Origin of the sequence: Rhizobium sp. 18065 (assembly GCF_902706095.1) — a bacterium.
Taxonomy (GTDB): Bacteria; Pseudomonadota; Alphaproteobacteria; order Rhizobiales; family Rhizobiaceae; genus Allorhizobium.
This window is the reverse complement of the sequence record NZ_CACSJP010000003.1, coordinates 471,549-495,323: the sequence shown is the minus strand read 5'-3', so window position 1 is coordinate 495,323 and position 23,775 is coordinate 471,549. Positions and strand designations below refer to the sequence as shown.

Genomic DNA, 23,775 nt, shown 5'->3' with positions numbered 1-23,775 from the left:
CGGCCTCATTTGTCCGCGGCCAGAATGGAGCCGTTCGCCTGCAATTCCTGCATCAGCGCCAGCAATTCGGTCATCAGATATTCGACGAACAGGCTGGTGGCGGCATCCAGCGGCGCCCGCGCCCGCGCAAACAGCTTCATCGGCTGGCGCGAATGGGTCTCGGCGATCGGGCGAAACACCAGTTCGCCGCGCCGGCATTCGACAATCACATCCAGTGGATTGAGCAGCGTCAGGCCGGTGCCGGCTTTCACCAGTTGTTTCAGCATCTCCGAGGCATTGGTTTCCACCACAGGCTCCACCGAGACCGGCAGGGGTGCCAGCGCCAGATTGATGACATCGCGCAGGCTGGTGCCGGTCTGCGCCAGAACCAGCCGTTCCTGAACGACATCGGCAAGGCTGATCGGGCCGGTGCCAGCCAGCCTGTGTCCGGGCGGCAGAACGACACCGATCGGCACATCGAAATTGGCCAGCGTGCGGATGCCCGGCGTCGCCTGGATATTGAATCCAAGACCGATATCGACTTCGCCGGTGATCACGGGGTTGAGCGTCGTCGAACCGCCATCGTTGCGCAACTGGACCCGCACCCGTGGATGCTGCGCGACAAATCGGGCGATGATGTCCGGCAGCGGACCGGCAGCAAGACCCACGGTGGTCACGATCGAAACCTTGCCGGCCTGCGGCATTTTCAATCCGCGAATGCGCGATTCCAATCGCTCGTAGTTTTTCAGCACGTCACGGATATGCTCGATACACAATTCGCCGGCCGCCGTCAGCCGCAGGCCGCGCGGCAGACGCTCGAAAATCGGAACGCCTATTTCCGCCTCCAGCGCAAGAATCTGCCGGTTGATCGCCGAGGACGCGACATTGAGCCGGGCGGCGGCCTTGCGAATGGAACCGCAGCGGGCAATTTCATTGATATATTGCAACTTTCGGGAATGCAGCATTCGTCTGGTCTTTCACCGTTCACGGAGCGATCGAGCGCCTTCGACACCATCCATACATAGATGCCTAAAAGGCATCAATGCGGACGAATTTTGATGCTTTTCAAAGAGCAACGCAACCGCTCAAATGGAGAAAACAGGCGGTCAATGACGACGGTCTGTTGCATCAAAGGGGAACGACGCAGAATGCGCACTCTACTGAAATCGAACGCACTTCCCGTCATCGTCGGCCTCGGAGCCATGGCGGCTTCCTTCACCCACGCCGCTGCGGCGGACAAGGTGAGCTATGGGACCAACTGGCTGGCGCAGGCCGAGCATGGCGGTTTTTACCAGGCGGTGGCCGACGGCACCTATGAAAAATACGGCCTCGACGTCACGATCGTGCAGGGTGGACCGAACGCTGCCAACAGCGCATTGCTGATTTCCGGCAAGATCGATTTCTACATGGGCAGCCCGCAGAGCGAAATCTCCGCAGTCGAGCAGGGCATCCCGATCGTCGATGTCGCCGCCATCTTCCAGAAGGATCCGCAGGTTCTGATCGCCCACCCGGATCAAGGCATCGAAAAATTCGAGGATCTGGCCAAGCTGCCGACGATCTTCATGGGAAAGGACGGCTACCTCACCTATTTCGAGTGGATGAAGGCAAATTTTCCGGGGTTCAAGGACGAACAGTACAAGCCCTATAACTTCAGCCCGGCCCCTTTCCTGACTGACAAGCAATCCGCCCAGCAGGGTTACCTGACGTCTGAGCCCTACGAGATCGAAAAGCAGGCGGGCTGGACGCCGAAAGTCTTCCTCTTGGCCGACAGTGGCTATTCACCCTATTCGACGATGATTACCACGCAGGCGTCCCTCGTTGAAACCAAGCCGGACCTCGTGCAGCGTTTCGTCGATGCCTCGATCGAGGGCTGGTACAACTATCTCTACGGCGACAATGCCAAGGCCAATGCTCTGATCAAGACCGACAATCCGGAAATGACCGATGGGCAGATCGCTTACTCGATCACCAAGATGAAGGAATATGGAATTCTGGAATCCGGCGCCGCACTCGAAAAAGGCATCGGCTGCATCACGGAAGAGCATTACAAGAAATTCTTCGAGGACGGCGTAGCCATGAAACTCTTCAAGACCGAGACCGACTACAAGAAGGCTTTTGCCGCGCAGTTCACCTGCAAGGGCGTCGGCATGGCGCTGAAGAAGTAACCGCACATAAATCTTCCCGCCGCCGGACCGGCGGCGGGGCACAGAAACTGTCAATCATCCGGGACCGAAATGATTTTAGAAGAAGCGCAAGCGCCGACACGGTCTACCGAGACGCGGAAACGGCCGCTTGTTGCGATGGACAGGGTCTCGAAGCGCTTTTCAAGCGGCACGCAGGCGCTTTCGGACATGTCGCTGGTCGTGGAAAGCGGAGAGTTCGTCAGCCTGCTGGGGCCGTCGGGTTGCGGCAAATCGACGGCACTGCGCATCATCGCCGGCCTCGGCGACGCCACGTCGGGCATGATCGACTGGCCGAGTTCGCGGATCAATTCCCGCGGCTTGCCGGAAGGCGACATCAGTTTCGTCTTTCAGGAGCCGACTTTGATGCCCTGGCAGACGGTCTTCGGCAATGTGCATCTGCCGCTGAAGCTGCGTGGCATCTCGAAAGCCGCTGCCCGCCCGCAGATCATCGAAGCGCTGGCAACCGTCGGTCTTGCGGATTTCGCCGATGCCTATCCGCGCGAGCTCTCCGGCGGTATGAAGATGCGTGTCTCGATCGCCCGTGCGCTGGTGACAAAGCCGAAGCTGTTGTTGATGGATGAGCCTTTCGCCGCGCTTGACGAGATCACCCGTCAGAAGCTCAACGACGACGTACTGCGCCTGTGGAAGCAAACCGGCATCACCGTGATCTTCGTCACCCATTCGGTGTTCGAATCCGCCTATCTCTCCAATCGCATCGTGGTGATGAAGGCAAGGCCGGGCCGTGTTCATGCCGACTTTCCACTGCATACCAGCCTGGAGCGCGACGCCCACTACCGAACCTCGGAGGACTATCGGCAGGCCTGCGAGAAGGTCTCGACCATGCTGCTCGAAGCCATCGGATCGGGAGAGCACTGATGCGCATGCAAGAACTGACGCGCACGCAAGACAAGGCGCCGGATAGCTCCACGATTGTCTCCTCCTCGGTCCGCAACAGGAACCGCGACCTCGTGCTGCGCATTCTCGTTCCGTTTGTCGTGCTCGCGACCATGGTGCTGATTTGGCATATCGCCGTCACGGTTTCCGGCGTTCCGCCCTACATCCTGCCAAGCCCGTTTGCTGTTGCGACGGCGCTGGTCACCGATTGGCATACGCTGTCGCCGGCGCTCTGGGTGACCACCAAGATCACGCTATTGTCGCTGTTGCTTGCACTCATCGGCGGCGTCGGCTTCGCGATTTTTCTGGTGCAGTCACGCTGGGTCGAGATTGCCTTCTACCCCATCGCCGTCATCCTGCAGGTCACCCCGATCGTCGCGATCTCACCGCTGATCCTGATCTATGCGCCCTCGACCCAGGTGGCGCTTTTGATCTGCGCCTTCCTTGTCGCCTTCTTCCCGATCCTGTCGAACATGGTCCAGGGACTGAAAAGCGTCGACCATAACCTGCTCAACCTGTTCGATCTCTACGGCGCCTCGCGGTGGCAGACGCTGCTCTATCTCAAGCTTCCCGCATCCCTGCCCTATTTCATGACCGGCCTTCGCATCGGCGGCGGACTGGCACTGATCGCAGCCGTCGTTGCGGAATTTGCGGCAGGCTCCGCTGGCGCTGGTTCGGGCCTTGCCTTCCGCCTGCTCGAGGCCCAGTACCGAATGAATATACCGCGGCTGTTTGCAGCCCTTATCCTCTTGTCGCTGCTCGGCGTGACGATCTTTGCGCTTACCTCCTTCATCTCTTGGCTGAGCCTGCATCGCTGGCACGAAAGCAGCCTGAAAAGGGAAAACTGATGTCGAGCCCATTCGTTTCCCTGCCGGATAGCCCGCATTTCGTGCTGAGCAATGCCACGGTTCCAGCAATCACCGTGACGGCACCCACCGGCCCCGCAGTCGAAGGCCTGGCATCGGTCGATATCGTGATTTCCAATGGAAGGATCGATGCCGTTTTGCCCGCTGGCACTGCGCCGTCGGAACTACCGATGGCTGATCTGCGCCAGGGCATGGTCTGGCCCTGTTTTGCCGACATGCACACCCATCTCGACAAGGGCCATATCTGGCCGCGACGCCCAAACCCGGACGGCACCTTCTTGGGTGCGCTCGACAATGTCGGCATCGATCGCGAAGCCAACTGGACGGCAGACGATGTCAGGACACGGATGGAGTTCTCGCTGCGCGCAGCCTATGCCCACGGCACCCATCTGATCCGCACCCATCTCGATTCCATCGCACCCCAGCACCGCATTTCCTTCGAGGTCTTCTCAGAGCTCCGGGAGGTATGGAAAGATCGGATCGCGCTGCAGGCGGTTGCACTGTTCCCGATCGACAAGATTTTCGAGGCGCCGTTTTTCGATGATCTCGTCTCGGTCATCCGGGAGCACAAAGGCATTCTCGGCGGCGTCACCTACCTGATGCCGGATCTGGAGGAGCGCCTCGACCTCCTGTTCCGCACCGCCACCGACAATGGCTTCGACATCGATCTGCATGTCGATGAGACCGAGGACCGTCAGGTGCTGACGCTGAAGACCATCGCCGAGGCCAAGCTGCGCAACGGGTTCAAGGGTGCCGTCACCGTTGGCCACTGCTGCTCGCTTGCACGACAGGACGAGGACGTCGCAAAGGCAACCATCGACCTCGTTGCGCGGGCCGGTATCTCCGTCGTCTCACTGCCGATGTGCAACATGTATCTGCAGGACCGGCATCCGGGCCGCACGCCGCGCTGGCGCGGGGTGACGCTGTTTCACGAACTGGCCGCCGCCGGCGTGGCAACGGCCGTGTCGTCGGACAACACCCGAGACCCCTTCTATGCCTATGGCGACATGGACCCGGTCGAAGTGTTTCGCGAGGCAGTACGCATCCTGCATCTCGATCATCCGCTGACGGATGCTGCCCGTGTCGTCACCACCTCGCCTGCCGATATTCTCGGCCGCCCGGACCTTGGCCGTATCGCCGTCGGTGGCCCTGCCGACCTCGTCCTTTTCAGCGCCCGTCGCTGGAGCGAATTTCTCTCCCGTCCGCAGGCCGACCGCATCGTCATGCGGAATGGCATGGGCATCGACCGCAGCCTGCCGGACTATCGCGAACTCGACCCGATCCTTGGAGCATGACATGCCCGACTACGCCGCCATCAAGAAGGAACTCGAAGGCATCGCCGTCGAGGACAATCCGGCGCTGGTGCGCCAGAAGAGCCGCGACTTCTTCTGGTATTCGCCGATCCTGAAGGCGCAGCTCGAGAACGTTACCGGCGACCTCGTCGTTTCGCCGACATCCGAAGAGGAGGTCATCCGCACCCTCAAGGTCGCCTATGCACACGGAGCCCCTGTAACCCCGCGTGGTGCCGGCACCGGCAATTACGGCCAGGCCATGCCGCTCTCCGGCGGCATCATCCTCAATCTTGCCGGCATGGACAAAATCAAATCCATCCAGCCCGGAAAGGTCGTCTGCGAGCCGGGCGTCGTCATCGCCCAGCTCGACAAGGCGACGAAGGCCCATTCCGGCCAGGAACTGCGTTTCCATCCCTCGACAGCCCAGACAGCAACCATCGGCGGTTTTATCGCCGGCGGATCGGGCGGCGTCGGCTCCATCACCTGGGGCGGTCTTCGTGATCTCGGCAATATTCTGCGCCTGCGCGTCGTCACCATGGAAGCCGAACCCCAGGTGCTGGACCTGACCGGCTGGGACCTGCAGAAGGTCAGCCACGCCTATGGCACCAACGGCATCATCACCGAGGTCGAAATGCCGCTCGCTCCCGCCTATGACTGGGTGGACGTGCTGGTCGGCTATGACGACTTCATGGATGCCGTGCGATTCTCCGATGCGCTCAGCCATATGAACGGCCTGCTACTGAAGGAAGTGGCGCCGATCGCAGCCCCGATCCCTTACGACTATTTCACCCGTCACAAGCCCTATCTTCGTGATCGCGGCCAGTCGGTGGTGGTGATCATGATCGCGCCGCATGCGATGGACCCGTTTGCTGCCTTCGTCGCCCAGCAGAAGGGCGAAATCCTGTTTCGCTCCGACAAGGTCGAAAGCATGAAGGGCATTCCGCATGCCTATGAGCTCGCATGGAACCACACGACGCTCAGGGCGCTCAAGGTCGATCCGAGCTTCACCTATCTGCAGGTCCAATACCCCGGCCCCGATCACGTTGCCAAGGTCGGGAAACTGGTGGAAATCTTCGGCGACGAAGTTCCGGGCCATCTCGAGTTCATCAAGTTCGATGCGGCGATCCAGTGTGCCGGCCTGCCGCTGCTGCGCTACACCACCGAAGCGCGGCTGGAGGAGATCATCCGCATTCATGAGGACAATGGCTGCCCAATCTTCAATCCGCATCGCTATACGCTGGAGGAAGGCGGCATGAAGCAGACGGACACGACCCAGCTCGCCTTCAAGCAGCAGACCGACCCCAAGGGCCTGCTCAACCCGGGCAAGATGATCGCCTGGGACAATCCGGATTTCGATTTCAACGCCGGCAAGAACTATCTCTTCCCCGGCCTTGCGGCACTGGGGGTCTGATGCGCGTTCTGCTGCTCCATTCTCACCCTGTCGAAGAAAGTTTCGGCGGCGCCCTCCACCGCCTCACGCGGGAAAGCCTGCAGACGGCGGGTCACGAGGTCGATGACTGCAATCTCTATGCCGAAGGGTTCGATCCTGTCCTGTCGCGCCACGACCGGATGATCTATCACGACTATCCCGACAACACGGCGCTGGTGAAGGAGCATTGCGACCGGCTGCTGGCGGCGGAAGGATTGGTTATCGTTACACCAGTGTGGAATTTCGGCTTTCCGGCAATCCTCAAGGGCTATTTCGATCGCGTCTGGCTGCCTGGCATTTCCTTCGAACTGGTGGACGGCAAGGTCCAGTCGCGGTTGCGCCACATCCGCAAGCTCGGCGCTGTCATGACCTATGGCGCGACGCCGTTCCGGGCATTTGTCGTCGGCAACCCGCCCAAGAAGATCGTCAAGCGCGTGCTGCGTGCGCAGATCAATCCGTGGTCACCGGTCACCTTCCTTGCGCACTACGACATGAACAACTGCACCGAAGACACGCGGGCACGCTTCATGGCGAAGGTGAAGGCGAAGATGGAAAGGTTTTGACGCAATGTCGGAAAAGACCGTCTTCAATCCGCCCTCTGTCCGTCGTCCTTTCGGCAACTACAATCACGGTCTTCTGGTTCCGCCGGGCGCAAGCCTGCTCGTCACCTCCGGTCAATTGGGCATAGCCCTCGACGACACCATTCCTGAAAGCGTCACGGCGCAGGCGGAACTCTGCTTCGAAGCGGTCAGTGCCATTCTCTCCGAAGCAGGCATGAGCTTTGCCGACGTCATCCGCATCAGCGGCTTCGTCACCAAACGGGACGACTTCCCGGCCTATATGGCGGTTCGCGACCGCTACACGCTGGAGCCGAAGCCGGTTTCGACGCTGATCATCGTCTCCGGCTTCACACGGCCGGAATTTCTGGTCGAGGTTGAAGTAACTGCAGCCAGGGTGGCGTGAATTCGACGTTGCGAAACCGGCCGTGGCTTCGGGTACCGCTCATCGGTCTGGGGTGATTCAAAGGGCAACAGACTTGGATCTTGCTGCATGCTTTTGGATGCCAATCCTGGGCTTGCACACCTGCCATCGGCCAGCTGAAGCCGACGATCATACACAAGCACCACGCCTCTGAGGTTGAGGCCTTGCTTCCGACCGTGGGCTCCACGGTCGGAAGCGATAATGAGGCCAGATCGGCACAATCAGCACGCGCTGTTTCGCGGCGAGAAACCGCACGTCAAGACAAACCAAAGGACTGCCCGAACGGTTTTTGGCTTGGGTCAAGGTGCGAACCGACGGTTCGCGGTCCCAAGAGCGATGACGGCGCGGGTGATGAAATCAGTGCCAAGTCCGGCATCTTCGTTTGCGCCGATCGCCTCGAAGCAGAGTTCCGTCGGCCTCAAAAAGCGCAGCGGGAAAACATGGCTTTCGCACGCGCATAAGGCGCATTTGGGCGTCGTCAACCCGCTGGCAGCGGATGAAAACTGCCGTTTTCAAACTCCACTTTCCGGCGCCAAGGGCAAGGAACCTAATCAGATCCGCGGCGTTTTGTTGTCACGGCTGCTGTAAACACGGCCCGGTAAGATGAGGAAATCACATGAAAAAGATTGTTTTCGTGGCGGCAATTCTTGGCGCCTCTGCCTTCTCCGCCCTGGCTCAGACCAGCACCACAACAACGCCTTCAAGCGATGGCGAGACGCCAGCGATTGCAACGCCTGACCAGACAAACCCGACCGCGCCGGTTGCGGGTGAAAACAGCTTTACCGAAGCGCAAGCCAAGCAGCGCCTTGAAGAGGCCGGTTACACGAACGTCACCGAACTGAAGCTGTCCGAACAGGGCGTGTGGCAGGCTATGGCCGACAAGGACGGGAAGCCTGTGAAGGCCAGCCTGGATTATCAGGGCAATATTGTCGCTGAATAAACACTCATAATAAAGACAACGAGGAAACCCGAAGATGAAAACCATTACTGGACTTTTTGATGATTATGCCGACGGCCGCGCCGCTGTGACCGCACTTGAGGCGGAAGGCATTCCGTCGAAGGATATCAGCATCGTCTCCAACAATTCTGCAGGCCGACCGGCTGAAGACGCGTCTGACGTTGGCGAGAAGGCTGGTGCGGGCGCTGGTATCGGCGCCGTCGTCGGCGGTGCGGGTGGTCTACTCACCGGTCTTGGTCTGATGGCGATCCCGGGCGTCGGCCCGGTGGTTGCAGCAGGTTGGCTCGCGGCAACGGCTGCCGGTGCGCTTGCAGGCGCAGTTGCCGGTGGCGCTGCGGGTGGCCTGATCGGAGCCCTGACAGATTCGGGCGTTCCGGAAGACCATGCACATCTCTATGCCGAAGGTGTGCGCCGCGGTGGTACGCTGGTGACTGCCAAGGTGGACGACATGCATGTCGAACGGGCCAACGCTATCCTGAAGCGGTCCAGCTGGGTTGATCCGGTCGAGCGCCGCCGCGCCTATGCCGAGCAGGGTTGGACGACATTTGATGACACTGCAGCTCCCTATGAACAGGCTGAAGTGCAGCAGGAGCGTGATCGCTATCGCCGCGCCGGCTTCTGACTTCCAAACGCTGATTGAAAGACCGGTTCGCCCACAAGGCGGGCCGGTTTTCTACATCTCCGGGCCACATCGAGCATTGGCCAGATGTTTCCGCGTGTTTGGCTCTGTCGACTCGCCTATTGCCGGCTCCCCAATACAGACCCGAACAACATCCATACAAGGAGAATTCGAAATTGAGGCAAGCCTGCCTTGCGGACAGGTGTTATGATCAAGGGACAACCACAGAGAGCTCCAATTTCGGGCCGCCTTCCCGTTCGAGGCTCTTCATCGGAGCACAAGGCAAATTTCAAAATGACCATTTTTTCCGTAAGGCACGTCACCGAATATCGTTACAACCGGCCTGTGCATTTCGGCGAACATCGGCTGATGTTTCGGCCACGCGACAGCTATGACCAGCGGCTTCTGGATGCGACGCTGATCTGCGACCCGGACCCACAACAGATACGCTGGATCCAGGACGTGTTCGGCAATTGCGTGGCGATCGTCGATATCACCCGGCCGTCAACAAGCCTGCGGTTCGAGACCTGGATCACCATAGACCACACGCCGCAGGTCGCACTCGATCTGGAAATCGACGAGGCGGCAGCTACCTATCCATTCTCCTATGATCCTGAGGAAGAGCCCGACCTTGAACGGGTCATTCAAAGACACTATCCCGACCAAAGCGACGAAGTCGCCAAGTGGGCCAGCCAGTTTGTCGCGCTCGGAATGCCGACACCGACGGGCCAGTTGCTGATGACCATGTGCTGTGCGATCCAGGAAAGTTTCAGCTATGCCCGCCGCACTGAAGCCGGCACGCAAACGCCGCAGACGACGCTCAGCTCGAGAAAAGGCACCTGCCGCGACTTCGCCCTGCTGATGGTCGAGGCATGCCGATCGCTTGGCATCGCGGCCCGGTTCGTAACCGGTTATGTCTATGTTGCCGATCGCGACGGCTCGACCACGCGCGGCGGCGGTTCCACCCATGCCTGGTGCCAGGTCTATATTCCAGGTGCCGGATGGGTCGAGTTCGATCCGACCAATGGCATCGTCGGAAACCGGGATCTCATCCGTGTCGGGGTCGCCCGCGATCCGCGTCAGGCGGTGCCGCTCTACGGAAGCTTTGATGGCGGACCGACCGATTTTGCCGGCATGTCCGTACAGGTCAATGTCACGACCCGGCCCGCTGACCATTAACGGATTTGGTGTGGCGCGACGGAACACTCACCACCGCACGGCGTTGATCCCTGACGCTGCGCCAGTCGCCGACTCGCAAGGGCACGAACCGAGGGTTTCATGAAAATACGAGCTGGCTTCAATCTGGGCTATGAATGCACGCAGCCAACACCAATGCTCCTCGCATTGAACATTCATCCATCACGGCGCGCAGACCTCCTGTCTGATCAGGTTCTGACCTTCGACCGGCCAATCGAGGCATGGAGCTACCTGGATGGGTTCGGCAATGCCTGCTCGCGCATTCTCGCCCCACCTGGCCTGACGACGATATCGACTCGGTTCGACATCTACGACGACGGTCAGCCGGATGTCATACCGGAACAGGCGGTCCAGCATGCGATCAAGGATCTGCCGGACGATGTGCTGGTCTATCTGCTCGGCAGCCGCTACTGCGACACGGATCGCCTGGCGGATATGGCTTGGCAAACGTTCGGAACAACGCCTCCCGGCTGGCCGCGGGTCAAGGCGATCCTCGATTTCACGCACAACCGTATCGTCTTCGACTACAGCAAGGCGGATTCAACCCGCTCAGCTTATGGTGGTTATGTCGATCAAACAGGTGTCTGTCGCGACTTTGCGCATCTCGCCATTACCCTTTGCCGCTGCATGAACATTCCCGCCCGCTACTGCACCGGCTATCTTGGCGATATCGGCGTGCCGAAAGACCCGAACCCGATGGATTTCAGCGCCTGGTTCCAGGTCTATCTCGGCGGCTGCTGGCATACGGTCGATGCCCGACACAATACGCCGCGTATCGGCCGTATCCTGATGGCAACCGGAAGAGATGCGATTGACGTGGCTTTGACCACCAATTTCGGACCGGCGGAACTGGTTCGTTTCGAAGTGATCACGGACGAGATCGTCGACTAGCGAACGCTCTACCAGTTGGTGAACGATCCGTCGGTGCGGCTGAGATGTGGCGGTTCTGAATATTCGAACGGCATTTTCTGCAATTCCGCCTCGTTGACATCTATTCCGAGCCCCGGCGCCTCGGGCACGACATAGAATGCGCCATGCATCTCGATCTGGCCCGGAAACAGCGTGGAGTTGTCGAAGCCCCAATGCTGTTCGGCCGGGCTCTGGCGGCATTCCAGCCAGCCGAAATTGGCAACGGCCGCGCCAAGATGCACGGATGCTGCCGTGCAGATCGGTCCCAGCGGATTGTGCGGCATCAGATCGACGTAATGGGCTTCACACCAGCCAGCGACCTTCATCGCTTCGGTAAAGCCACCGACATTGCAGACATCGATCCGGCAGAACTGCATGATGTCGCGCTCGATATAGGGCATGAATTGCCATTTCGATGAAAACTCCTCGCCGATCGCAAACGGTATATCGGTCAACCTGCGCAAGGCCTCGTAGGCTGATGGCGTCTCGTCGCGGATTGCCTCCTCGATAAAATCGATCGTGCCTCTCGGCATTTTCTGGCAAAAGGATGCCGCTTCCGCGACGCTGAGGCGATGATGATATTCAACGCCCAGCGTCATCGCATGGCCGACCTCCGCGCGTGCGCGGGTCACCCATTCGGCAGTCATGGCGATGGATTCCCTCGGCTCGAAGCGCTCGGTGTTTTCCTGGCCGGCGGCAATGAAACGCACACAGTTCCATCCGGCCTCCTTCAGCAGCACAGTCTGCTCGATCATCGCCTCGCCCGGCTCTGCGGATGTCGTCGCAAATGCCGGCACCAGATCGCGCTGCTTTCCGCCCAGCAATTGATAGACGGGCACGCCGAGTGCCTTGCCCTTGATGTCGTGGAAAGCGATGTCCAGAGCCGCGATCGCTGCCGTCAGAACGCGGCCGCCTTCGAAATACTGGCTCCTATACATCTCCTGCCATAAAGCCCCGCACCGCATCGGATCCTTGCCCACCAGAAACTGCGAATAATGGTCGATTGCACCAGCAACCGCTTTTTCACGATAGGACAGGCCGGATTCGCCCCAACCATAGATGCCGCTGTCGGTTTCGACCTTGACGACCAGCTGGTTCCTGACGCCGACCCTGGCGATGTAAGGCTTGATGGCGGTGATTTTCATATGGGATTCCAGAAAGTTTGACGCGGTCTATCGAACGAGACCCAAAAGATCGTCGGGGCACATGCACGCGCCGCTGAGCGCAACCTCATCCAGCGGATGCGGCAGGCCCAGCGGGTGCGGGGCCAGATCAAAGTGACAGACCGCTTTGCTGATCGAAAACGTGAACCTGTTCGGCGGCGATGGCGGCTTCGAAAGGTGTGCCGTATCGTGCCGGGAAGGCGCCGTCGACGACAGCCGTCGCCGGTTCGCCGGCCAGGTTGAAGACGACATGGGTCTGCGCGCCGGTCGGCTCGACGACCAGCGTCTCGCCGCGCACAACACTGTCACCCGCCTGGCCCGCCTGCAGATGTTCCGGCCGGATACCCAGCTTGACCGCCTGTCCACGCCTTACCTTGCGCGCGGCAGACAGCTGGATATTTGTCCCGTCGGTCAGACGCGCGCTCGGCCCACCGTCTTGCGCATCCACAACGGCATCGAGAAAATTCATCGCAGGCGAGCCGATGAAGCCGGCCACGAACAGATTGCTTGGTGTGCGATAAAGCTCGAGCGGCGTGCCCACCTGTTCGATATGGCCGCCGTTCAGAACGACGATGCGATCGGCAAGGGTCATCGCCTCGATCTGGTCATGCGTGACATAGACCGAGGTCGTGCCGACCTTCTGGTGCAGTGTCTTGATCTCGGTGCGCATCTGCACACGCAGCTTGGCATCCAGGTTGGAAAGCGGCTCGTCGAAGAGGAACACCGCGGGGTCACGCACGATGGCACGGCCCATAGCCACGCGCTGGCGCTGACCGCCAGACAATTGACTCGGCTTGCGATCGAGAAGCTCGCCAAGTGCCAGCATCCGCGCGGCTTCGTTGACCTTTTTGTCGATGTCGGGCTTGGAGACGCCGGAAAGCTTCAGGTTGAAGCCCATGTTCTGCGCCACCGTCATGTGCGGGTAGAGTGCATAGGACTGAAAGACCATGGCGATGTTGCGCTCGCGCGGCGTCAATGCGTTGACCACCTTGTCTCCGATCAGCACTTCTCCATCGCTGATCTCCTCCAACCCGGCGATCATTCGCAAAAGCGTGGATTTTCCGCAGCCGGAAGGCCCGACCAGGGCAATGAATTCGCCGTCCTCGATCGAGAGCGAAACACCGTGGATCACCTCCAGCATGCCGTAGGCCTTGCGGATGTCCCTCAGTTCGACAGATGCCATTTTGCTCTCCGTATTTATGACTTGACCGCGCCAGCCGTCAGGCCCGCGATGATGTGCTTTTGTGCCAGGAAGAAGACGATGACTGTCGGCAGGATGGTCAGCGTGATGAAGGCGAGTACCAGTTGCCATTCCGTCCCGAATTCGCCGCGATAGACCATGATGCCGAGAGGCCACGGATATTTGCTTTCGGTGTTCAGCATGATCAGCGGCAGGATGTAGCTGTTCCAGCTGTTGACGAAGGTGACGATGCTGACCGTCGCAATGATGGGTCGCGACAAAGGCAGCGACACGTACCAGAAGAAGCGGATGTAACCGCAGCCATCGACAAATGCGGCTTGAAACAACTCGTCCGGCAGGTTGCGAAAGTAGTTGCGGAACAGAAGGATGCTCATGCCCAGCCCGAAGGCGACCTGGGGCAGGATGACCCCCCAATAGGAGTCGAGAAGGCCAAGGTCTCGGATCCGGATGAACAGCGGCAGGATGGCGGTTGCGACCGGGAACATCAGCCCGATCAGGAAATAGTTCATCAAGTGGCCGGCTCCGAAGAACCTCACATGGGCGAAGGTGAAGGCGGCCATGGCCGAAATGACCACGGTCAGGAATACGGTCATGGTGGCGATGAACAACGAATTCATCATCTGGCGCCAATAGCGCTCACCGAACAGGATGTCGGTGTAGTTCGACCAAATCCAGTCGGTCGGCAGTCCGAATGGACTGGTGCGCAGGTCGCCAAGCGACTTGAATCCCCCGAGCGCCGTCGTCACCAGCGGGACAAGGACAAGGGCCGCGACAAGCGAGAGCGAAACATAGAGATAGAGCCTGGTCGCGGCCGTTACTCTGACATCGGATTTCATATCAGTCATGGCGCATAAATATCCGTTTGTAGCCGAACGCCAGGGTGACGCAGATGACAAACAGCACCACGCCGACGGCGCTGCCGAGACCCACCTGCATTCGGGTGACACCATAGGTGAAAAGGAATGTGACCATGGTCTGCGTCGCATTGGACGGGCCACCGCCAGTCAGCGGCATGATCAGATCAAAAAGCTGCAGAGATCCGATGATGGCGAAGAAAACAGACAGCCTGACTGTCGACGATAGAAGCGGAAGCGTCACATAGCGGAACTTCTGCCATCCGGTGGCGCCGTCGATTTCCGCGGCCTCCAGGACGCTTTTGTCGATAGCCTGCAGGCCGGCGATGTAGAGCATCATGTGAAACCCGAAATATTTCCAGATGATCACGACAAGCACCGCGTAGATCGCCAGGTCGCGATCAGCCAGCACATAGGGCGTCTCGACGCCGAGGAATCCGGCAATCGCCGCAAGCAGGCCGTAGTCGCCGTCATAGACGAAGCGCCAGATCAGGCCGGCCGCGACATCGGCCAGAACATAGGGCAGGAAAAACACCAGCCGAAAAGCGACCACGCCCGGCAGCTTGTGCGCCAGCATCATCGCAAGCCAGATCGCCAGCGGGATCTGGGCCAACAGAGAGACCACGATGATCAGCCCGTTGTTGATCAGGGCCTGCGAGAAAGCTGCATTATTGAACAGGACAGTGAAGTTGCGGAGGCCGACAAATTCTGTCGGGGTGCCATAGCCGTTCCAGCGATACAGGCTATACCAGGCCGCCTCGCCCATCGGCAAAATGACGAAAAGTGTAAACAGCAGCAGTGCCGGCGGCAGGAACAGCACAAGGACGGGAAGTCGTCCGCGGGCAGTCGGGCTCTTGTGTCTGGCCCTGCTCGCCGGCGTGACCGGTCGAGCCGCTGCCATGGCGGTGGTATATGTCATGCTGGCTTTTCCTCCCTGCATGTAGGCCGCTCGAATGCCGCCGGCGCGAGGGCCGGCGGCATAACGTCAAAACATCAGTCGAGCTCGCGGGCGTCCTGGATCATCTGCGCGCCCTCCTCCGGCGACATCTGTCCGGCCAGGATTTCCACCGAGACGTCGTTCACGACGCGACCCACCGACGGTCCCAGATCCTGGTCGAAGAAATTCTGGTGCCATGTCGAGGCGGCCAACTGGTCGGCTGCTTCACGCATCAGCGGGTTCTTCAAAGCGTCCTCGGCACCGGTGGCAGCCGGGATGATCATACCGGCTGCAGCCATCTTGCGTTCCTGTTCTGGGCTTGTCAGGAAGTGGAGGAAATCGACGGCCTCAGGCGAGGCATTCTTGGTCACGGCCCAGCCGTTCAGTCCGCCCAGCGTATCGGTTACCTTGCCAACCCCGCCCTCAACGAGAGGGAACGGAAAGCGTCCGATGTTTTCGATCGCAAGCCCCTTGCCATCGCCCGCATTGTTGCGCTGGTTTGGTTCCGTATGTTCGAAGCCTAGCAGCATGGCGGCCTTGCCATCGCCGAACACGCCGAGTGTCTGCGGCCAGCTCGATCCAAGATATCCGCCCTGGAACGGCTCCAGCTTGCCGAGCTCGGCCAGTTGCTCACCCGCTTTGATGATCGTGGGGTCGAGGAAGCCGTCGCCCTCGTTGTTCTTCGCCTTGTCGAAAACCTCCTGGCCGCCATTGCGCATGACCAGATAGCTCCAGTAGAAATGCAGGGGCCACTTGTCGCCACCACCACCGGCAATCGGGGTAATACCGGCGTCCTTCAGTGTCTTCACCGCTTGCAGGAAGTCATCCCATGTCTTGATGTCCTCGGCCTTCAAGCCGGCTTTCTCGAACAGCGCCTTGTTGTAGAAGAAGCTGATCGTGCCCATGCGATACGGAACCGCATGGATCTTGCCGTCGAAGGTGAGGCCGTTCACAGCCGCCGGCTTATAGTTCTTAGCCCATGCACCGCCGTCGGCATTCATCGCTTCCGTCAGATCCATGAGCGCACCGGTTTCAGACTGCTGGCGCAGGACGCCACCGCCCCAGCTGTAAAAGAAGTCCGGAGCCGCGTCGGATTGCAGAAGCGTCGGCAGCTTCGCCTTGAACGCTTCATTTTCCAGGAACTGCAGCTGGACGTCTACATCCGGATGTTCGCCTTCGTATGCCGCCGCAATCTCCTCCCAGACCTGGATATAGGCCGGGACTGTCTCGACATGCATCCACTTCACGACCGTCTGAGCCGATGCAAGTCCTACTCCGCCCAGAAGTGCGACAGCTGTTGCAGCTGCCAGACCAACGAGACGTTTGGCGCCAACGGGCGCCTCACTAAAAAGATGCGTCATCCGGTTCTCCTCCCAAGGTGCGCATTTATTCCTCAACGCGTACAAAATCAGGCCAAGGACATCGCAATGTCAACTGACAAACTGCAAATTCTTACGAAATCTATTGACAAGAGGCGCCACCTAGCGGCTATTTTTGTCCCGATACCGAATATAATCATCAAGATGCGAGCGCCCACCCAGCAATGAAAACAGCCGATCCGGAATTGATGCGCGCCATCAATCGCTTCACCGTGCTGGATACGATCCGGCGCTTTGGCCCGATATCACGGGTGGAGATCAGCGAACGCTCGCAGCTATCGACCACCACAGTCTCCGCCATCACCGGCTCGCTTCTGGATGACGGCCTGATACTGACGCGACACGAAGGCGACATCCGCAATGTCGCGTCGAGAGGCAGGCCCCGGGTGATGCTGGAGCTAAACCCGGATGCCGCCCGTGTGGTCGGCGCCAAGATTGCCGCCAACCAGATGATTTTCGTCGTCACCGATTTCTGCGGCGAGGTCATTTCCCATCTTGCCCTGCCCGTCAGGATCACCCGGCAGCCGATCAGCGTGATCGCGGATCTGATCGAGGACGGGATTCGTCGGTGTGTCGTCGACGCCGGACTTGCCCTGGAGCAGGTCGACACCGTTTGCGTTGGCTTCCCGGGGGTCGTCGAGCACCGCACGGGGCTGGTGCGCTCAAGCCCGATCCTCAGCGAAGCGGACGTTGATTTCTCCACCGAGATGACAAAGCGGCTGAATGTGCCGACAATCGTCGAGAGCGATTCCCACGCCATCACACTCGCCCATCACTGGTTCGGCAAGGGACGCGATCTCGACGATCTGGTGCTGGTCTCTCTTGAGCAGACACTTGGTCTGGGGGTCCTGCATGGCGGACAACTCTTTCGCGGCGCCGGCGGTCTCAGCCACAATCTCGGCGACCTCGTCATGGGAAGTGGGCTGGCTGAAAGCGTTCGCCTTGCATCGGTTGCCGGCGAGGCCGCGATCCTCGGAGAGCAGGCGCCATACGGCAGGTTTGCCGATGCCGTGCGCCTTGGACGCGGCATGACGCTGGCCCAGGCGCTGATCGCGGCGGAGGACAACACGCTGATCCTGGCCGCGACACGCGCCGGCGAAGCAATCGGCATTGCCGTCGCCAATATCGTCACGCTTTTTGGTCCGCCACGCGTCATCATCGTTGGATCAAGCCTGTCGCTCGGCCCGTTGTTTATCAAGGCATTGTCTGATTCCTACAGGTCCGCCATCCCCTCCTCCATCAAGGAGATCGCCGAACTGGTCTTCGACGGATCAGAGGAACAGATGTGGGCACAAGGGGCTGCCGTCGTGGCGCTTTGCGAGCTTTACGAATCCCCTTGGGGGACCACAGGTCCGGCACCGGCGCCGCAATCGGCAAAAGCCTGACTTTATAAAAACAACCTTGGGAGGTAGTATGGAAAAGGTGGGTATTGGTGTTATTGGCTGCGGAAACATTTCCTCGGCCTATCTGAAGGCGATGGCCTCCTTCCCGATCCTGGATGTGAGGGGCATTGCGGATCTCAATCGCGATCTTGCCAACCAGCGCGCGGCAGAATTCAACCTGACGGCACGATCGGTCGACGAACTGCTTGCGGACCCGGCTATCGAGATCATCGTCAACCTTACCATCCCGAAGGCGCATGTTGCGGTTGCGATGCAGGTCCTCGAAGCAGGCAAGCATACCTATTCGGAAAAGCCGCTGGGCATCAACTTCAAGGAGGGCCAGGCGCTGGCTGCCGCGGCCAAGGCAAAAGGGCTGCGCATTGGCGCGGCACCGGACACATTCCTCGGCGGCTCGCACCAGACGGCACGCGCACTGGTTGATTCCGGCGCTCTCGGCATTCCGGTCGGAGGGACCGCGACCTTCATGTGTCCCGGCCATGAACGCTGGCATCCCAACCCCGACTTCTACTACGAGACTGGCGGCGGCCCGATGCTCGACATGGGACCCTACTACATCACCGACCTCGTCAATCTGCTCGGGCCGGTCTCCCAGGTGGCCGGCTTTGCGACTGCGCCGCGCAAGGAGCGCCTGATCACCAGCGAACCGCGCAAGGGCGAACACATCCCGGTTCACGTTGCGACCCATGTGGCCGGCGTACTGGCGTTTGAATCCGGCGCGATCATCCAGATCGGCATGAGCTTCGATGTTGCCGGTCACAAGCATGTTCCGCTGGAGCTCTACGGCACGGAAGGCACCCTGATCGTGCCCGATCCGAACCACTTCGGTGGCCAGGTCGAGTTTCTGAAAAAGGGCGGCACTTTCGAGCCGCAGGAAACCACGCAACCCTATGCCGATGGCAACTACCGCTCCATCGGCGTGGCCGACATGGCCCATGCCATTCGCTCGAACCGACCGCACCGCGCCAATGGCGATCTCGCCCTGCATGTGCTGGAAGTGATGGAAGCATTCCAGCGGGCAGCTGAAAGCGGCACAACGATCAAGATCAACACCAAGACCGAGCGTCCGGCACCCCTGTCTGATTCGCTGAGCGACGGCCAACTGGCCCGCTGACACTGGAGGAATGAAACATGCGTGAAGCCCTGATCGTCTGGGGTGGCTGGAGCGGCCACGAACCGGAACAATGCGCCGAAATCATCCGCGACATGCTGCAGGAGGGTGGCTTCAAGGTCTATGTCGAGCGCAGCACCGAAGCGTTTGCCGATCCCTCGATCCACGACCTCTCGCTGATCGTGCCGATCATGACGATGTCGAAGATCGAAAAGGAGGAGGCGAAAAACCTTGCTACCGCCATTGAAAATGGCGTGGGTTTCGCCGGCTATCATGGAGGCGCCGGCGATGCGTTCCGGGAATGCGTCGAATACCAGTTCATCGTCGGGGGGCAATGGGTCGCCCACCCGGGTAACATCATCGACTACACGGTCAACATCACGCGACCCGACGACCCGCTGATGAAAGACATGACGGATTTTCCCTACCGGTCAGAGCAATATTACATGCATGTCGACCCATCCAACGAGGTTCTCGCGACAACCACCTTCACCGGCGATCATGCCTGGTGGATAGACGGTGTCGTCATGCCGGTAGTGTGGAAACGCAACTACGGAAAAGGCCGGGTCTTTTATTCGGCGCTGGGGCACGTCGCTGCGGAATTCCAAGTTCCGCAGATGCGCGAGATCTTTCGCCGCGGGGCCGACTGGGCAGCGCGGTAACGCGAAACGCGAAACGCCAAAGGTAACGCCGGCTTACCGTTGAAGCCCTCCTCGAATGCGATTGCCTATGGCGATCGCATTCGAGGAGGGCTTCGATCTGTCGACCGTGCGGCTGGTTTTCACGGCATGACTGCGCAAAGACAGGCATTGCCGAACAGGACGCAGCCACGGACCAATGGGGGCAACGCCCCTCCTTTGCCGCACGGCAACTCCTCTGATTTTTCATTATTTTCGGGCAGGAAGCAGACGCCATTGCCGCGCGATCACGGCCGCACCGTCCGCCCCTCGCTTTAGCTGGGGTTTGCGCTGATCCCCGTCTCTTTCAAGGTGACACACGACGTTCGCCGGGCAATGAATAAGGTTCATGCCGAGCCTAAACCGGCCATCGGTGATGGCAGTCACTGGCCATGGTCACGTTTGCCAACCAGTATGTCGGTCAAGGATTTGAGCCCCGCCGATGGCGGGCCTCGTTTGAAGTTGGAGGAGGAAAACCCATGAAGATAACCGGACTTGAAACTGTGCGTATTGCCGAGCGCGCCAATCTGCTTTGGCTGCTGGTCCATACGAATGAAGGGATTACGGGTCTCGGTGAAACCTTCTTTGGCGCGGAAACGGTTGAAGCCTATGTGCATGAATATATCGCGCCACGTGTGATCGGTCGCGATCCGCTGCAGATTGATCTTCTGGCCGCAGACCTCGTCGGCTATCTCGGTTTTCGCTCGTCCGGCGCGGAGGTGCGCGGCAATTCCGCGTTCGACATCGCGCTCTGGGACATTTTCGGCAAGGCGACGGGCATGCCGATCGCACAGCTGCTGGGCGGCTTCACCCGCCAGGAAATCCGCACCTACAACACCTGCGCAGGCACCGAATACATCAAGAAAGCAACCGGACAGACGACCGCCAATTACGGCCTGTCCGAGGGACGCGACTATGACGACCTGAACGGCTTTCTGCACAATGCCGACGAACTCGCCCATTCCCTGCTCGAAGAGGGGATCACGGCGATGAAGATCTGGCCTTTCGACGCCGCCGCGGAAAAGTCCCGCGGCCAATATATCTCGATGCCGGACCTGAAACAGGCGCTTCAGCCATTTGAAAAAATCCGCGCCGCTGTTGGCGACAAGATGGACATCATGGTCGAGTTCCACTCGATGTGGCAATTGTTGCCGGCCATGCAGATCGCCAAGGCGCTGACACCTTACCAGACATTCTGGCATGAAGATCCGATCAAGATGGACAGCCTGTCCAGTCTTGCCCGCTATGCCGCGGTTTCGCCGGCCCCCATTTCGGCGTCAGAAACGCTGGGTTCTCGCTGGGCCTTCCGCGACCTGCTGGAAACGGGTGCCGCCGGTGTGATGATGCTCGACATTTCCTGGTGCGGCGGCCTGTCGGAGGCACGCAAGATTGCCTCGATGGCCGAGGCCTGGCATCTGCCGGTCGCGCCGCATGACTGCACCGGTCCGGTCGTGCTATGCGCCTCGACACACCTGTCGCTCAACGCGCCGAATGCGCTGGTCCAGGAAAGCGTGCGCGCGTTCTATCGCACCTGGTACCGCGATCTGGTCACGGCTCTGCCGGAAGTGAAAAATGGCATGATCACCGTGCCGCCTGGCCCGGGCCTTGGCATGGAGCTCAATCCTGAACTGGATCGGGCCTTTACAGTCAGCCGCCGCCTTTCGGATGCGGCCAGCCTGTAAGACCAAAATCAAAAAGACATATTGGGAGGAATTACGTGACGACTTTAGAAACCCGTGCCACTGCACCGGGGGCTTCGGCCATGACAGGTCCGCTGATCATGCTGCTCGGCATGCTGATGTTTGCGCTCAATGACGCAATGGGCAAATGGCTGGTGGCAAGCTACGGATTGGGCCAGGTTATCCTGATCCGCAGCCTGGCCGCGCTTGTCATTCTGGCGCCGTTCCTGTGGAAGGCCGGCCTGCGGTCCGTGACTTCGGCAGAAAATCCATGGATGCAGTTTGCCCGCGTAGCCTTGTCGACCATGGAGGTGTTCTGCTTCTACTATGCGGTGATGTATCTGCCGCTGGCGGATGTGATGACCTACTGGCTGGCAGCCCCGATCTACGTGGCGGCTGCATCGCCGCTGCTGCTCGGCGAGAAAGTCGGCTGGCGGCGCTGGTGCGCGATCGCGGCCGGCTTTGTCGGCGTCATCATCACGCTGGAGCCGTCGGCGGCAATGTTCACCCTGCCGGCATTGATCTCGATCGTCGGCAGCGGTGCCTTCGCCTTCATGCTCCTGTCAGGCCGCAGCCTGCGCAACACGCCGGACAAGACCCTGGTCTTCTTTCAGGTGGGAGGTGCAGCCCTTGCCGGCCTCGCCTTCGCACCGTTTGACTGGGCACCGATTTCCTCCGGCATCGACCTGGCGTTGCTCGGGCTGCTGGGCATTGTCGCGATGGCGGCCCATATGCTGGTCAATCGCGCCTTGAAGATTTCGGACGCGGCAACGGTCGCACCGCTTCAATACACGCTGCTTTTGTGGGCAGTGGTGTTCGGATGGATGTTCTTTGGCGATGTGCCCCGGTTGAGCATGATGCTGGGTGCCGGCCTGATCGTCGCGTCTGGCCTGTTCATCTTCTTCCGCGAACGGCAACTCAAGGCACGCGACGCAGTTTCACCGGCTGTCGTGGAGTGAGGTCTGCGCCTGGATTGCGGTCCGAACGGCCATGAAAAAGGGGGCCGAAGCGCATGGCTTCGGTCCCCTCTCTTCTCAAGTCCAATGCGGCCAGACGATTACTTGCGGATCGCAGCCAGCTCGGCAATGATCGCATCAACCACGTCGGCGCCGATTTCAGCCTTGTGCTTTTCGTAGACAACCATAGACTTTTCGCGAATACGTGCCTGCTCTTCCGGCGACAGGACGTTCACTTCCAGACCGGCGGCCTTGATCTTTTCGAGCGAGGTCTTGTTCAGTTCCTGGATAACCTTGCGCTCTTCATCACGGCCAACAACGGCACATTCACGAAGGGCAGCCTGCTCTTCGGGCGTGTAGGTGTCGAAGATCGCCTTGGAGAACAGAAGCAGGAATGGCGTATAGGCGTGGTTGGTCTCGGTGATGTATTTCTGCACTTCGTAGAACTTCGACGTGTCGATCGTCACATAGGGATTTTCCTGTGCGTCGATCGCATTGGTTTCCAGCGCCGAGAAGACTTCGCCGAATGCCATCGGCGTGGCGTTCGCACCAAGGTTCTGGAAGGTGTCGAGGAAGATGTTGTTCTGCATGACGCGAACCTTCATGCCCGAGAAGTCTTCCCACTTGGTGACCGGGCGAACCGAGTTCGACAGGTTGCGGAAACCGTTTTCCCAATAGGCCAGATTGACCAGGCCAGCGGCTTCCAGCTTCTCGTTCATCATGTCGCCGAACTTACCATCAAGCACGGTATAGGCTTCCTGCGGCGTGCCGAACAGGAACGGCAGGTCGAAGACGCCAAGCGCCGGGATGATGCCGACGAGCGGCGAAGACGAGGTGACAACGCCTTCCTGAACGCCGGAACGCAGCGCCTGGGTTGCCTGAAGGTCGCCGCCAAGTGCGCCGCCCCAGAATGCGGTGATCTTCAGCTTGCCGCCCGACTTCTCGTCCAGGCAGGCCTGCATCGCCTTGATGCCGTTGCCGACCGGATGGTCGGCATTGATGCCGTTGGAAATGCGGATGTTGCGGTCGTTGAACTCGGCAAACGCCGGAGCGGCAGCCGACAGGCCGAACGCGATCGCAGTGGTGGCTAGAAGCAGTTTTCTCATAATAT

General features: G+C 59.9%; 24 protein-coding genes. 17 read left to right on the top strand and 7 right to left on the bottom strand.

What is annotated here, in order from left to right; translation table 11 throughout:
• Positions 1 to 5: 5 nt before the first annotated feature.
• Positions 6 to 944 (bottom strand): LysR family transcriptional regulator, encoded by a 939-nt coding sequence (locus GVK95_RS10785; protein WP_159949326.1) that lies wholly within the window; start codon positions 942 to 944, stop codon positions 6 to 8.
• Between the two features lie 237 nt (positions 945 to 1,181).
• On the opposite strand from GVK95_RS10785, the gene GVK95_RS10780 reads away from it, so the two are divergent.
• The 12 genes from GVK95_RS10780 to GVK95_RS10725 all read left to right on the top strand — a co-directional run bounded on the left by GVK95_RS10780 (position 1,182) and on the right by GVK95_RS10725 (position 11,289).
• Entirely contained in the window at positions 1,182 to 2,144 is a 963-nt protein-coding gene (locus tag GVK95_RS10780) for an ABC transporter substrate-binding protein (protein ID WP_244618747.1), read from the top strand.
• A gap of 69 nt (positions 2,145 to 2,213) precedes the next feature.
• Positions 2,214 to 3,038, top strand: a complete 825-nt coding sequence (locus GVK95_RS10775; protein WP_159949322.1) for an ABC transporter ATP-binding protein — start codon at positions 2,214 to 2,216, stop codon at positions 3,036 to 3,038.
• A 5-nt stretch (positions 3,039 to 3,043) separates the two neighbouring features.
• Positions 3,044 to 3,904, top strand: coding sequence for an ABC transporter permease (locus tag GVK95_RS10770; RefSeq protein WP_159949533.1), 861 nt, complete (start codon positions 3,044 to 3,046; stop codon positions 3,902 to 3,904).
• Positions 3,904 to 5,217, top strand: coding sequence for a cytosine deaminase (locus GVK95_RS10765; RefSeq protein ID WP_159949320.1), 1,314 nt, complete (start codon positions 3,904 to 3,906; stop codon positions 5,215 to 5,217). Before GVK95_RS10770 ends, GVK95_RS10765 begins: the two co-directional genes overlap by 1 nt.
• A gap of 1 nt (position 5,218) precedes the next feature.
• Positions 5,219 to 6,625: an FAD-binding oxidoreductase gene (locus GVK95_RS10760; protein ID WP_159949318.1), complete on the top strand. Its 1,407-nt coding sequence runs from the start codon at positions 5,219 to 5,221 to the stop codon at positions 6,623 to 6,625.
• On the top strand, positions 6,625 to 7,206 hold the full coding sequence (locus GVK95_RS10755) for an NAD(P)H-dependent oxidoreductase (protein WP_159949316.1): 582 nt from the start codon (positions 6,625 to 6,627) through the stop codon (positions 7,204 to 7,206). Before GVK95_RS10760 ends, GVK95_RS10755 begins: the two co-directional genes overlap by 1 nt.
• A 4-nt stretch (positions 7,207 to 7,210) precedes the next feature.
• Positions 7,211 to 7,606: a RidA family protein gene (locus GVK95_RS10750; RefSeq protein WP_159949314.1), complete on the top strand. Its 396-nt coding sequence runs from the start codon at positions 7,211 to 7,213 to the stop codon at positions 7,604 to 7,606.
• 369 nt (positions 7,607 to 7,975) lie between these two features.
• On the top strand, positions 7,976 to 8,212 hold the full coding sequence (locus GVK95_RS25135; protein ID WP_210252958.1) for a hypothetical protein: 237 nt from the start codon (positions 7,976 to 7,978) through the stop codon (positions 8,210 to 8,212).
• A gap of 28 nt (positions 8,213 to 8,240) precedes the next feature.
• A complete protein-coding gene (locus tag GVK95_RS10740; RefSeq protein WP_159949310.1) occupies positions 8,241 to 8,564 on the top strand; it encodes a PepSY domain-containing protein in 324 nt (107 codons plus the stop codon).
• Between the two features lie 34 nt (positions 8,565 to 8,598).
• Positions 8,599 to 9,204, top strand: coding sequence for a hypothetical protein (locus GVK95_RS10735; protein ID WP_159949308.1), 606 nt, complete (start codon positions 8,599 to 8,601; stop codon positions 9,202 to 9,204).
• Positions 9,205 to 9,495: 291 nt separating this feature from the next.
• The gene (locus GVK95_RS10730; RefSeq protein WP_159949306.1) at positions 9,496 to 10,380 is read left to right on the top strand and encodes a transglutaminase family protein; all 885 of its coding nucleotides are present in this window, start codon (positions 9,496 to 9,498) and stop codon (positions 10,378 to 10,380) included.
• 99 nt (positions 10,381 to 10,479) lie between these two features.
• Entirely contained in the window at positions 10,480 to 11,289 is an 810-nt protein-coding gene (locus tag GVK95_RS10725) for a transglutaminase family protein (protein ID WP_159949304.1), read from the top strand.
• Positions 11,290 to 11,297: 8 nt separating this feature from the next.
• On the opposite strand, the gene GVK95_RS10720 is transcribed toward GVK95_RS10725, so the two are convergent.
• The 5 genes from GVK95_RS10720 to GVK95_RS10700 all read right to left on the bottom strand — a co-directional run bounded on the left by GVK95_RS10720 (position 11,298) and on the right by GVK95_RS10700 (position 16,823).
• Entirely contained in the window at positions 11,298 to 12,464 is a 1,167-nt protein-coding gene (locus GVK95_RS10720) for a mandelate racemase/muconate lactonizing enzyme family protein (RefSeq protein WP_200844267.1), read from the bottom strand.
• A 115-nt stretch (positions 12,465 to 12,579) separates the two neighbouring features.
• On the bottom strand, positions 12,580 to 13,653 hold the full coding sequence (ugpC, locus tag GVK95_RS10715; RefSeq protein ID WP_159949300.1) for a sn-glycerol-3-phosphate ABC transporter ATP-binding protein UgpC: 1,074 nt from the start codon (positions 13,651 to 13,653) through the stop codon (positions 12,580 to 12,582).
• A 14-nt stretch (positions 13,654 to 13,667) separates the two neighbouring features.
• Entirely contained in the window at positions 13,668 to 14,516 is an 849-nt protein-coding gene (locus GVK95_RS10710; protein ID WP_159949298.1) for a carbohydrate ABC transporter permease, read from the bottom strand.
• Complete coding sequence (locus GVK95_RS10705) at positions 14,509 to 15,444, bottom strand: sugar ABC transporter permease (RefSeq protein WP_159949296.1); 936 nt, start codon at positions 15,442 to 15,444, stop codon at positions 14,509 to 14,511. The genes GVK95_RS10710 and GVK95_RS10705 overlap by 8 nt, the downstream gene beginning before the upstream one ends.
• 74 nt (positions 15,445 to 15,518) lie before the next feature.
• Complete coding sequence (locus GVK95_RS10700; protein ID WP_159949294.1) at positions 15,519 to 16,823, bottom strand: ABC transporter substrate-binding protein; 1,305 nt, start codon at positions 16,821 to 16,823, stop codon at positions 15,519 to 15,521.
• A 182-nt stretch (positions 16,824 to 17,005) separates the two neighbouring features.
• On the opposite strand from GVK95_RS10700, the gene GVK95_RS10695 reads away from it, so the two are divergent.
• The 5 genes from GVK95_RS10695 (at position 17,006) to GVK95_RS10675 (ending at position 22,667) form a co-directional block, all read left to right on the top strand.
• Positions 17,006 to 18,226 carry an ROK family transcriptional regulator gene (locus GVK95_RS10695; RefSeq protein WP_159949292.1) on the top strand — a complete coding sequence of 407 codons (1,221 nt, stop codon included), beginning with the start codon at positions 17,006 to 17,008 and terminating at the stop codon, positions 18,224 to 18,226.
• 28 nt (positions 18,227 to 18,254) lie between these two features.
• Positions 18,255 to 19,355: a Gfo/Idh/MocA family oxidoreductase gene (locus GVK95_RS10690; RefSeq protein WP_159949290.1), complete on the top strand. Its 1,101-nt coding sequence runs from the start codon at positions 18,255 to 18,257 to the stop codon at positions 19,353 to 19,355.
• A gap of 17 nt (positions 19,356 to 19,372) precedes the next feature.
• Positions 19,373 to 20,014 (top strand): ThuA domain-containing protein, encoded by a 642-nt coding sequence (locus tag GVK95_RS10685; protein ID WP_159949288.1) that lies wholly within the window; start codon positions 19,373 to 19,375, stop codon positions 20,012 to 20,014.
• Positions 20,015 to 20,508: 494 nt separating this feature from the next.
• Complete coding sequence (locus GVK95_RS10680) at positions 20,509 to 21,711, top strand: mandelate racemase/muconate lactonizing enzyme family protein (protein WP_159949286.1); 1,203 nt, start codon at positions 20,509 to 20,511, stop codon at positions 21,709 to 21,711.
• Positions 21,712 to 21,791: 80 nt separating this feature from the next.
• Complete coding sequence (locus tag GVK95_RS10675; protein WP_159949532.1) at positions 21,792 to 22,667, top strand: DMT family transporter; 876 nt, start codon at positions 21,792 to 21,794, stop codon at positions 22,665 to 22,667.
• A gap of 98 nt (positions 22,668 to 22,765) precedes the next feature.
• Here the strand turns inward: GVK95_RS10675 and GVK95_RS10670 are convergent, their stop codons facing one another.
• Positions 22,766 to 23,770, bottom strand: coding sequence for a TRAP transporter substrate-binding protein (locus GVK95_RS10670; RefSeq protein WP_007600773.1), 1,005 nt, complete (start codon positions 23,768 to 23,770; stop codon positions 22,766 to 22,768).
• Between the last annotated feature and the right edge of the window lie 5 nt (positions 23,771 to 23,775).